At 63.8% G+C, this 9,902-nt stretch carries 10 protein-coding genes; 4 read left to right on the top strand and 6 right to left on the bottom strand.

Annotation, left to right across the window (positions count from 1 at the left end; translation table 11 throughout):
* Nucleotides 1-139 precede the first annotated feature (139 nt).
* The 5 genes from AC0SZ7_RS14820 to gpmI form a co-directional block, all read right to left on the bottom strand.
* Nucleotides 140-1,594 carry a trypsin-like serine peptidase gene (locus tag AC0SZ7_RS14820; RefSeq protein WP_475505096.1) on the bottom strand — a complete coding sequence of 485 codons (1,455 nt, stop codon included), beginning with the start codon at nt 1,592-1,594 and terminating at the stop codon, nt 140-142.
* A 69-nt stretch (nt 1,595-1,663) separates the two neighbouring features.
* Nucleotides 1,664-2,461: a divergent polysaccharide deacetylase family protein gene (locus AC0SZ7_RS14815; RefSeq protein ID WP_475505095.1), complete on the bottom strand. Its 798-nt coding sequence runs from the start codon at nt 2,459-2,461 to the stop codon at nt 1,664-1,666.
* Nucleotides 2,461-3,813 carry a S41 family peptidase gene (locus AC0SZ7_RS14810; RefSeq protein WP_475505094.1) on the bottom strand — a complete coding sequence of 451 codons (1,353 nt, stop codon included), beginning with the start codon at nt 3,811-3,813 and terminating at the stop codon, nt 2,461-2,463. The genes AC0SZ7_RS14815 and AC0SZ7_RS14810 overlap by 1 nt, the downstream gene beginning before the upstream one ends.
* A 95-nt stretch (nt 3,814-3,908) precedes the next feature.
* Nucleotides 3,909-5,189, bottom strand: coding sequence for a murein hydrolase activator EnvC family protein (locus tag AC0SZ7_RS14805; RefSeq protein WP_475505093.1), 1,281 nt, complete (start codon nt 5,187-5,189; stop codon nt 3,909-3,911).
* 139 nt (nt 5,190-5,328) lie between these two features.
* Entirely contained in the window at nt 5,329-6,864 is a 1,536-nt protein-coding gene (gene gpmI, locus AC0SZ7_RS14800) for a 2,3-bisphosphoglycerate-independent phosphoglycerate mutase (RefSeq protein ID WP_475505092.1), read from the bottom strand.
* A gap of 210 nt (nt 6,865-7,074) precedes the next feature.
* Between gpmI and AC0SZ7_RS14795 the strand changes: the two genes are divergently transcribed.
* Genes AC0SZ7_RS14795 through secB form a run of 3 tightly spaced genes read left to right on the top strand, consistent with a single transcriptional unit; the run spans nt 7,075 to nt 8,280 of the window.
* The gene (locus AC0SZ7_RS14795) at nt 7,075-7,488 is read left to right on the top strand and encodes a rhodanese-like domain-containing protein (RefSeq protein ID WP_475505091.1); all 414 of its coding nucleotides are present in this window, start codon (nt 7,075-7,077) and stop codon (nt 7,486-7,488) included.
* Nucleotide 7,489: 1 nt separating this feature from the next.
* On the top strand, nt 7,490-7,744 hold the full coding sequence (grxC, locus tag AC0SZ7_RS14790) for a glutaredoxin 3 (protein ID WP_158156284.1): 255 nt from the start codon (nt 7,490-7,492) through the stop codon (nt 7,742-7,744).
* A 41-nt stretch (nt 7,745-7,785) separates the two neighbouring features.
* Complete coding sequence (gene secB / locus AC0SZ7_RS14785) at nt 7,786-8,280, top strand: protein-export chaperone SecB (protein ID WP_027979882.1); 495 nt, start codon at nt 7,786-7,788, stop codon at nt 8,278-8,280.
* A 53-nt stretch (nt 8,281-8,333) separates the two neighbouring features.
* On the opposite strand, the gene trmL is transcribed toward secB, so the two are convergent.
* A complete protein-coding gene (gene trmL / locus AC0SZ7_RS14780) occupies nt 8,334-8,789 on the bottom strand; it encodes a tRNA (uridine(34)/cytosine(34)/5-carboxymethylaminomethyluridine(34)-2'-O)-methyltransferase TrmL (RefSeq protein ID WP_008367899.1) in 456 nt (151 codons plus the stop codon).
* Between trmL and AC0SZ7_RS14775 the strand changes: the two genes are divergently transcribed.
* On the top strand, nt 8,788-9,228 hold the full coding sequence (locus AC0SZ7_RS14775) for a hypothetical protein (protein ID WP_475505090.1): 441 nt from the start codon (nt 8,788-8,790) through the stop codon (nt 9,226-9,228). The genes trmL and AC0SZ7_RS14775 overlap by 2 nt on opposite strands.
* Nucleotides 9,229-9,902 lie beyond the last annotated feature (674 nt).

Below are 9,902 nucleotides of genomic sequence, written 5' to 3'. Positions count from 1 at the left end.
TGCGTCCCATGACGCTGCCTGGCGGCAGCTGCTACATCCTGTGGGAGCTGGCTGGCCAGCGCGCTGTTGGGGCCATAAAAGCTCGCTGGCAAGCCAGCTCCCACAAGACAGTTGCTGCCACGCAGGTTGCACGCGTGGCTTACTGAATCAGGTCGGTTCGCGGTGCCGACACCGCCCCGGCTACGTCGGTAGCCCGGGTGCAAAGCTTGGCCGGCATCGAGCGTGGGGAAATGGTGAAGGCGTAGTAGGCGTGCTTGTAGCCCTGTTCGGCAGCGCAGTCGGTCGAATCCGGGCTACCGAATTTGTACTGGTAATGCGGCACCCGCGTCGAATGGTTGAACACCACGCTTTCCCGGCCAGTCTCCAAACGCGTCAACGTCACGTCCGGCACCGGTGCCGGCATGTCCTTGACCGCTTGAATGGGCAGTACGAACGCGTTGCTCAGTGCGCGTTGCGACACGGGTTCGCTGCCCAGGTCCGAGCCGATCACGCATAACAGGTGCACGCCTGGTTCCGTCAGTTTCGGGTGGTCGATACGCGCCTGCTTGCTGCTCAGCGCCTTGCTGTAGCCTTTGATGTTTTGGCACTGGGCTGGCTGGCGGGCCAGTTTGCGGAAGTAATGGCTGGTGTCGGTGGAAAAACGCAGGTCCCAATCCTTGCGCCTGACGCCAGCTTGCACCATGGGCGTCAGGTAGTAGGGGTGGTGCAGGTTGACCGAGAAGGCGGGCTGCAGGTCGCAGCCAGGCAGGGCCAGGTCGAACCGGCCGTTGGCCAGGCAGGCATGCAGCCGGGTCACGGGGCTGGCGTAGTTGGTGTTGGCGTGCCAGGTGCCCTGGCCGTCAGTCAGCTCGCAAGGGGCATCTTTCAAGCATTTGTCAGCGGCCTGGGAACCCCGGGTCGTAGTGCCGGTAATGCCGATGATTTCGCCACTCGCACGGTCCAGCAACGGGCTGCCGGAGGCCCCGGGCAGCACATCCTGGCAACCGTTGCGCAGGTTGGCGTTGGATACGTAGGGGAACTCGGCGATGTCGCGGGTGCCGTCGAATGTGCAGGCCGAGGCCCTGAGCGTGTAGCCGCTCCCCGCCACCTCCGGGGCACCCACTGCCAGCACGGGCGTGTTGAGCGCAGGCTGCCGCGCGGCCAGCTTGAGCGGCTCGATACCTTCATCGATCAGGCGTTGCAGGGGCACTCCCAGCTCGATCACTGCCAGGTCAATGTTCTGCAGGCTGTTCCATACCAGGCGTTTCAGCGGGTAGATTTGGCGCTGGGCGGCGGTGTCCTTGAAATAATTGAATTCAATGTGGCCCTGAGTCTTCAGGTCTGTGGCGACCAGGCCCAGTTGGCTGTAGTTGCAGTGGCCGCTGCTGAGTACGTACGCCGGGGCGTCCGTGCCGCCACCGGTGCTTCGGGTGTCGATCAGCACGGCGCTGCAACGGCGGTTGCCGAGGCTTTCAATGCGGCCAATGCCTTTCCAGCGGTCGTAGGCACCGGAGGCGTTCTCTAGCAGTACCGAGGGCCCATGTTCGGTGAAGCCATCATCGGCGTGGGCAGGGAGGATCAACAAGGCGGCGGTAAACGCGATTAGCTGTTTCATGGCGCAGGTCCTTCTGGCGATATGAAAGGCCAGTTGACCGTGATTCAGCCGCGGCGCCGCACTAAATAATCATGGCTTGGCCGGGGTATAAGTCCCGTCTTTACCATGCGCCGGCATCGCCCGGTTGGCGCGCACGGCAATCATCTGGCGCACCGGAATCCAGTCGATGCCCTGGCCCTTGAGGTCGGGCAGCTCGCGCGCCAGCACGTCCATGGTCACCGGGTACGGGTGGCCGATCACCACCACCGAGCCGAACTTCTGCGCATGGGCGATGGCCGTGTGCAGCTGCCTGGCGACTGCCTCGGGGGTGCGCACGTCATCCAGGAATACATCGCGCGACACGTGCGCCAAGCCGATGTCCTGAGCCTTGGCGGCAGCCACGGTGGCGGCGCTGGTACGGCTGTCGACGAAGAACAGGTTGCGCTGCTGCAGTTCGCCCATGAGCATCGCCATGGCCTCGGGCTGCGAGGTCATCTTGCTGCCTTCGTGGTTGTTCATGCCGGCGGCATAGGGCACGGCCTTCAGCGCTGCCTGCAGGCGCGCGCGCAGCTCGTCCATGGGCAGGTCGGGGTGCCAGGCGAACGGCCCGGTGGCCGGGTCCATGGGCATGTGCACGATCACCGTCTTGCCGGCCTTGTGCGCCTCGCGGGCGAAGTCGGCGGCATGTGGGGTGTCGGGCATCACCGCCAGCGTCACCGGCCCGGGCAGGGCCAGGGCGCGACGGTCGCGGGGCAGGTTCTGCCCCAGGTCGTCGATGATCAGCGTGAAGTAGGCCTTGCGGGGCTTGGCGGGGCTGCTGTCCGGCGTGGCGTGGGCCAGGCCGGACAGGCAGCACAACAGGGCAAGGGCAATAGCGCGTAAAGGCATCACTTGTTGCGGGTGACGCTCAGGCCCTTGAGCAGCGACAGCGCCTGGCTCAACTGGAAGTCGCCGTCCTGCGGGCGCGCCTTCTGCTTGCCGATCGGCGCCTGGCCCGAAGGCCGGTCCTTGCCGCCGTTGCCGTTGCCCAGGTGGCCCTGCAGGTCGGCTTCCTTGAAGTTCTCGCTGTCGGCCGAATCGCTGGTGACCTTGCCCTGGCGCACTTCCACGTCAGGCACGATGCCCTGGGCCTGGATAGAGCGGCCGTTGGGCGTGTAGTACAGCGCGGTGGTGATTTTCAGCGCGCGGTCGTTGGCCAGCGGCAACACGGTTTGCACCGAGCCCTTGCCAAAGCTGTCGGTGCCCATCAGCACGCCGCGCTTGTGGTCCTGCAGGGCGCCGGCAACGATTTCCGAAGCCGAGGCGCTGCCGCCGTTGATCAGCACCACCAGCGGCACGCCGTCGCTTTCGTCGTGGCCGGTGGCCGAGAAGCGCAGTTCCGAGTTGGCGATGCGGCCCTTGGTGTACACGATCAGGCCGCTGCTGATGAAGTGGTCCACCACCTCTACCGCTGCCTGCAGCACGCCGCCGGGGTTGTTGCGCAGGTCCAGCACCAGGCCGTTGAGCTTCTTGCCGTTGTCCTTGCGCAGCTTGGCCAGGGCCTTGGAGACTTCCTCGCCGGTCTTGACCTGGAATTGGGTGATGCGAATGTAGCCGTAGCCGTCGTCCAGCAGCTGCGCCTTCACGCTCTTCACCTGGATGATGGCGCGGGCCAGGGTCACGTCGAACGGGTTGCCGCCGTTGCGCACCAGGGTCAGGGTGATTTTCTCGCCGATCTTGCCGCGCATCTTGTCCACAGCCTCGGTCATGGACTGGCCGCGGGTAGGCTGGCCGTTGATCTTCACGATCAGGTCGCCGGCCTCGATGCCCGCCTTGGTGGCCGGGGTGTCGTCGATAGGCGAGACCACCTTGATCACGCCGTCCTCGGCGCCCACTTCGATGCCCAGGCCGCCGAATTCGCCGCTGGTGCTTTCCTGCAGCTCCTGGAAGTCTTCCGGGCCCAGGTAGGCCGAGTGCGGGTCAAGGTTGCTGAGCATGCCCTTGATGGCGTTTTCCAGCAGGGTCTTGTCGTCCACCGGCTCCACGTAGGCGGCCTTGATGCGGTCCATCACCTCGGCGAAGGTGCGCAGCTCGTCCAGCGGCAGTGGCGCCTTGGTGGGGTCGGCGGCGGCCGCGGCCGGTGCCGGGGCGGTCGTGGTGGTGGCGGCCAGGCGTGCAGGCTCGGCAGCACGGGCAAGCGGGGCGCCGATCACCACGGCGATCGTCAGGGCCAGCGAGGTAAGGCGGGGCAAGTGCAGCATGACGAACGAACTCCTGATTCTGGTTTTGCGCCTTTCGGGGCATCGGCGCGCCGTCATTCACGACGGCCATAACGCCCTTGTTGTTGGTGCCGACTTCAGCCGCGGCACCATTGCGAAGGATCGCTGGGGCGACCTTGCTGGCGAACGGCAAAATACAATGCCGAGGTGTCCTGCCCACCACTGTTGCCAACCGTCGAGATAGCCTCGCCGGCCTTCACGATGTCACCAGCGCCCTTGAGCAGGCTCTGGTTGTGCCCGTACAACGTCAGGTAGCCGTCGCCGTGGTCGAGAATCACCAGCAGGCCGGCGCCGCGCAGCCAATCGGCGAACACTACCCGGCCACCGTGTACCGCGTGCACCTGGGTGCCGGCGGGAGCACTGATCATGACACCATCCCACTTGGTTCGGGCGTCATCACCGCGAGTTTCACCAAAGCGTGCCAACAATCGACCATCGACAGGCCACGGAAGTTTTCCCCGGCCCGCGGCAAATGGCCCGCCGTAGCTGGCGCCGCCACTGGAGACTAGTGCACCTGGCGTCGCTTTGGGGCGTTTTGGCGCGTCATCGGCCTTGGCCTGGGCGTTTTCACGCTGGCGCTGCTTCTCGGCCTCCTGGGCCGCCAGCAGCGCTTTCTGCCGCGCTTCCTCGGCTTCGCGGGCCTGGCGGGCCAGGGTTTCCTCGATGGTCTTGAGCACCTTGGCCAGGTCTTCCTGGTCTTGCTGGCGCGCGGAAAGCTTCTGGTCCTGCTGCTTGTAGCTGTCGTTGAGCTTGGCCAGGGCCGCCTGGCGTTGCTTGCGCACCTTGTCCAGGTCCTGGCGCTGGCTGTCCAGGCTGCTTTGCTGGGCCAGCAACGCCGCCTGCTGGCCGGCGATGTCCTGTTCGACATTGGCCAGCTGGCGCAGGGTTTCGTTGAACTGCTTGAGCTGCGCCATGCGCGCGTTGCTCATGTAGTCGTAATAGGTCAGCGTCCGGGCAAACTTTTCCGGGTTCTGCTGGTTGAGCAACAGCTTGAGGTACTCCTGGCGGCCGCCCTGGTAGGCGGCACGGGCCTGGATGGCGATCAGGCGCTGTTGTTCAGTCTTGCTTTGCTGGAGTTGATCTTTTTGCTGGGCTAGGCGATCCAGCTCGCCTTGGGTCTTTTTTAGTTCCGTTTGCAGGGCCTCCACCTGCTTCTCCAGCTTGCCCATCTCGGTTTCAGTTCCGCGCAGGTCTTTCTGCACGCCGTTCTTTTGTTCCTGTACCTGGCTGAGTTGTTTTTTCAGCTCGGCGATGTCCTGCCTGGTGGCTTCCAACTGCTGTTGGGTTTGCTCACGGTCATCGGCGTAGGCCGTACTCAGCAGGCCGGCAAGGGCTAGGGCTATCAGTGCACGAAGCATGGGGGTGGGCGATACCAGTGTGGAGACGGGCCTAGTATGCCCGCCGCGGCTTGCAAAAAAAACGCCCGTGCGGCAACTGCCGGACGTTTCATCCAGGGCGCGGGGGCAGGGCGCTGGCACCGGCCCCCGCGCAGTGAGCTTAGTCGTCTACCAGAATCGAGTGGCCGGTCATTTCGTCGGGCTTGGCCATGTTCAGCAGGTGCAGCATGGTCGGCGCCACGTCAGCCAGCACGCCGCCTTCGCGCACGTGTACCTTGCGCTTGCCGACGTAGATGAAGGGCACCGGCTCCGTGGTGTGCGCGGTGTGCGCCTGGCCGGTGGACTCGTCTTCCATCTGCTCGCAGTTGCCGTGGTCGGCGGTGATCAGCGCCTCGCCGCCCACTTTGTCCAGGGCTTCGACGATGCGGCCCACGCAGGTGTCCAGGCATTCCACGGCCTTCACCGCCGCTTCCATGATGCCGCTGTGGCCGACCATGTCGCCGTTGGCGTAGTTGACCACGATCACGTCGAAGCGCTGGTGCTCGATGGCGTCGACGATTCGATCGGTGACTTCAGGGGCGCTCATTTCCGGCTGCAGGTCGTAGGTGGCGACCTTTGGCGACGGGATCAGAATGCGTTCTTCGCCCGGGAACGGCTCTTCGCGGCCGCCAGAGAAGAAGAAGGTCACGTGGGCGTACTTCTCGGTCTCGGCGATGCGCAGCTGGGTCTTGCCGTTGTTGGCCAGGTATTCGCCCAGCACGTTGTGCAGGCTGCCGGCGGCGAAGGCGGCCGGGGCCGGGATTTTCACCGAGTACTGGGTCAGGCCCACGAAGCCGGCCAGCTTGGGCTGGCGCTTGCGTGCAAAGTCGGCGAAGTTGTCTTCGACGAACACGCGGGTGATTTCCCGGGCGCGGTCGGCGCGGAAGTTCATGAACACCACGGCGTCGCCGTCTTCCACCTGCACCGGGTCGCCGATGCGCGTGGCCTTGACGAATTCGTCGTTCTCGCCGCGCTCGTAGGCGGCGTTGAGGCCGTCGATGGCGGTGGCGGCGGTGAATTCGCTGGTGCCGTCGACAATCAGCTCATAGGCCGCGCTGACGCGGTCCCAGCGGTTGTCGCGGTCCATGGCGAAGTAGCGGCCGATGATGGTGGCGGTGCGGCCCTTGCCCAGGCGGGCGAAGGTCTTGTCCATCAGTTCCAGCGGCGCCTCGGCGCTTTTTGGCGGGGTGTCGCGGCCATCGAGGAAGGCGTGCAGGTAGATTTTCTCGGCGCCACGCTGGGCGGCAAGCTCGGCCATGGCCACGATGTGGTCCTGGTGGCTGTGCACGCCGCCGTCCGACAGCAGCCCCAGGATGTGCACGGCCTTGCCGGCGCCCACGGCCTTGTCCACGGCTGCGCAGATGGTGGGGTTGTGGAAGAACTCGCCGTCACGAATGGCCTTGGTCACGCGGGTGAAGTCTTGATACACCACGCGGCCGGCGCCCAGGTTCATGTGGCCGACCTCGGAGTTGCCCATCTGACCGTCGGGCAGGCCCACGTCCATGCCGGAACCGGAGATCAGGCCATTGGGCATGGTCTTGGTCAGGCGATCCAGCGTGGGTTTCTTCGCCGAATAGACAGCATTGTATTCGTGGCTTTCGCTGTGACCGAAACCATCCAGGATGATCAGGACCAAAGGTTTAGGCGTGGTTGTCATAGATCCACTCGCGGCTATGTCAGATGGAAAAGGAGGAGCGTATTTTAGGGCATAGATGCCAACGCTTGCGAATAACCTTCATCAATCGCACCAATGAAGCACAGACAAGGCCAGCCGGGGCCGGTTCCGTGAAGGTTGCGCCCGGCGGGCTTTGGTCCACTTTGGCTGCTGTGTATACTGGCCGACATTTTAACGCCCTGGAACCTGCTGATGGCCGATCACCTGCTTCAATTCGCCACAAATCACTATCTGCTCGTCGGCGCTTTCGCCATCCTGCTGATCATGCTGCTTGCGCTGGAAGCGAGCCGTGGCGGCAAAAGCCTGAGCCCGCGTGAACTGACCGCGCTGGTCAATGCCGAGCAGGCCGTGGTCATCGACATTCGCGCCAAGAAAGACTACGCCACCGGCCACATCGTCGGCGCCCTGAACATTCCCCAGGACAAGCTGGCCTCGCGCATGGCCGAGCTTGAGAAGCACAAGGGCAAGACCCTGATCATCGTCGACAGCATCGGCCAGCATGCCGGTACTACCGCACGCGAGCTGCTGAAGGCAGGCTACACCGCAGCCAAACTGTCAGGTGGTGTTTCCAGCTGGCGCGCTGACAACCTTCCACTGGTAAAGTGAAATGAGCCACGTCGTCGTCTACTCCAGCGATTGGTGCCCCTACTGCATGCGGGCCAAGGCCCTGCTGGAAAGCAAGGGCGTTGCCTTCGAAGAAATCCGCGTCGACGGCCAGCCACAAGTGCGCGCCGCCATGGCCCAGAAGGCCGGGCGCACCTCGGTACCGCAGATCTGGATCGGCGAGCGCCACGTTGGCGGCTGTGACGATCTGTATGCACTGGAACGCGCCGGCAAGCTCGACGCGCTGCTCCAGGCCTGAATTCAAACCACGTTACGACCTTAAAGTAAGAAGGATCTGCGATGACTGATCAACCGAACAACGGCGCGGCGAACGAAGAAGCCAACGCCCCGCAATTCTCCCTGCAGCGCATCTACGTGCGTGACCTGTCGTTCGAAGCGCCGAAAAGCCCGGCCATCTTCCGTCAGCAGTGGGAGCCAAGCGTTGCCCTGGACCTGAACACCCGCCAGAAGGCGCTGGAAGAAGGTTTCCACGAGGTCGTGCTGACCCTGTCGGTCACCGTCAAGAACGGCGAGGAAGTAGCCTTCATCGCTGAAGTGCAGCAGGCCGGTATCTTCCTGATCAAGAACCTGGACGACGCTTCGCTGAGCCACACCCTGGGCGCCTTCTGCCCGAACATCCTGTTCCCGTACGCGCGCGAAACCCTGGACAGCCTGGTTGTCCGTGGTTCGTTCCCGGCGCTGATGCTGGCCCCGGTCAACTTCGACGCCCTGTACGCGCAAGAGCTGCAACGCATGCAGGAAGCCGGCGAAGCGCCGAAGCCTTCGCTGCAGTAAGGCTTGCCGCAACGAAAAAGCGCCCCTCGGGGCGCTTTTTTGTGGCTACAAGGTCAGGCGAAGCCCAACTGGCGCCACGCCTCGTACACCGCGATGGCAACGGTGTTGGACAGGTTCAGGCTGCGGCAGCCTTCGCGCATCGGCAGGCGCAGGCGCTGGTCGCTGCCCAGCGGGTCCAGCACCTCGGGCGGCAGGCCACGGCTTTCGGGGCCGAACAGGAAGGCGTCGCCGTCGGCGAAGCTCACCTCGTGGAACGGCTTGGAGCCCTTGGTGGTGAACGCGAACAACCGCGGGTTGCCCAGGCTTTCCAGGCAGCTGGCAAGGTCGGCGTGGCGCTTGAGCGTGGCGTACTCGTGGTAGTCCAGCCCGGCGCGGCGCAGGCGCTTGTCATCGAGCTCGAAGCCGATCGGTTCGATCAAGTGCAGGTGGCAGCCACTGTTGGCGCACAGCCGTATAATGTTGCCTGTATTGGGCGGTATCTCTGGTTGAAAAAGGATGACGTGAAACATGCACGGCTCCGAACTGAAAGACGGGCAGCATTCTACCCCTGAACCGGACCCGCGTCCGAGCCTGTTCCCGCGGGTGATGTTTTCGTTGGCGATAGTGGGCCTGATGGTAGGGCTGATGATCGGCAAGCTGACCAACCCCGAAACCCTCGAACTGGTGAAGATCGAGCCACAACCGGCGGCGCTGGTGCTGTGGTTTACCGGTGAGCCCAAGGTGCAGGCCACCACGGTGGACGGTGCGCTGGTGGTGCAATTCCAGGCGCACGGCCTGACCCGCAACGGCCAGGTGGACATCAACGGCAGGAAGGCCAACTGGCGCACGCAGCCGGGCGAAAACGGCCTGTTGCTGAACGTGGTGGCGGCGCGGCCCTTGCAGGGTGATATCAGTGGTGAAGAAGAGGGTGGGCGCTGGAGGCTGAAGCTCAGCCTCCGGGAGGAATAAAAGAGGGAATCCCCGGCCTGCCTGTACCAAGGTCCCCAAAAGCGGGAAGGGGCGCAGCGCCTGTCGCGTGCTGCGCGCCCCGTTGTAAAGAAGGGGAATCCCCGGCCTGCCTGTACCAAGGTCCCCAAAACGGGTGTGGGACCGCAACGCTCGTCGAGTGCTGCGCGCCCCGGTTGTAAAGAAGGGTTCCCCGGCCTGCCTGTACCAAGGACCCCAAAACTGGGAGTGTGTTGCTGTTGCTGCACTTACTACATTGCAGAGCGCGTGCCAGCTTTTGAAAAAATGCGCTCATGATGTTGCGAATTTGTGATGGAAAGGCTGCAAGCCTTGTATTTAGCGGCTTTGGCGATGAATGGCGATTTTCACCGGGGTGATTTTCATGCCATTTCTGCGCGATACAAGGGCAAAAACGCCTTGCGGCGGTGCACGCCAGGGGCACCATGCACAACCCCGTAGCAGCTGCCGAAGGCTGCGTCCGGGGGCAATACCGCGTTGGCTGCGGACGCAGCCTTTGGCAGCTTGTGTCTAGAGAAGGGAATAGAATCTAAGGTGAGAGCGGTGAATGGCAGGTTGTTCGGCAGCAGTGTTGATAAGCACGTGTAGCAGCAGAACCGCCATTCACCTCTCCGCTCTGGCTACAAGCCCGAACAGTTGAACGAGCCGACCTCGAACAT

It is taken from the genome of Pseudomonas sp. JC1203, assembly GCF_056175065.1.
Note: the sequence above shows the minus strand (reverse complement) of the source record. Positions and strands in the feature narration are given on the sequence as shown.

Excerpts from the sequence above, each read along its gene's own strand:
- AC0SZ7_RS14820 (WP_475505096.1), bottom strand. The coding sequence starts at position 1,594 with ATGAAACAGCTAATCGCGTTTACCGCCGCCTTGTTGATCCTCCCTGCC.
- AC0SZ7_RS14815 (WP_475505095.1), bottom strand. The coding sequence starts at position 2,461 with ATGCCTTTACGCGCTATTGCCCTTGCCCTGTTGTGCTGCCTGTCCGGC.
- AC0SZ7_RS14810 (WP_475505094.1), bottom strand. The coding sequence starts at position 3,813 with ATGCTGCACTTGCCCCGCCTTACCTCGCTGGCCCTGACGATCGCCGTG.
- AC0SZ7_RS14805 (WP_475505093.1), bottom strand. The coding sequence starts at position 5,189 with ATGCTTCGTGCACTGATAGCCCTAGCCCTTGCCGGCCTGCTGAGTACG.
- gpmI (WP_475505092.1), bottom strand. The coding sequence starts at position 6,864 with ATGACAACCACGCCTAAACCTTTGGTCCTGATCATCCTGGATGGTTTC.
- AC0SZ7_RS14795 (WP_475505091.1), top strand. The coding sequence starts at position 7,075 with ATGGCCGATCACCTGCTTCAATTCGCCACAAATCACTATCTGCTCGTC.
- grxC (WP_158156284.1), top strand. The coding sequence starts at position 7,490 with ATGAGCCACGTCGTCGTCTACTCCAGCGATTGGTGCCCCTACTGCATG.
- secB (WP_027979882.1), top strand. The coding sequence starts at position 7,786 with ATGACTGATCAACCGAACAACGGCGCGGCGAACGAAGAAGCCAACGCC.
- AC0SZ7_RS14775 (WP_475505090.1), top strand. The coding sequence starts at position 8,788 with ATGCACGGCTCCGAACTGAAAGACGGGCAGCATTCTACCCCTGAACCG.
- trmL (WP_008367899.1), bottom strand. The coding sequence starts at position 8,789 with ATGTTTCACGTCATCCTTTTTCAACCAGAGATACCGCCCAATACAGGC.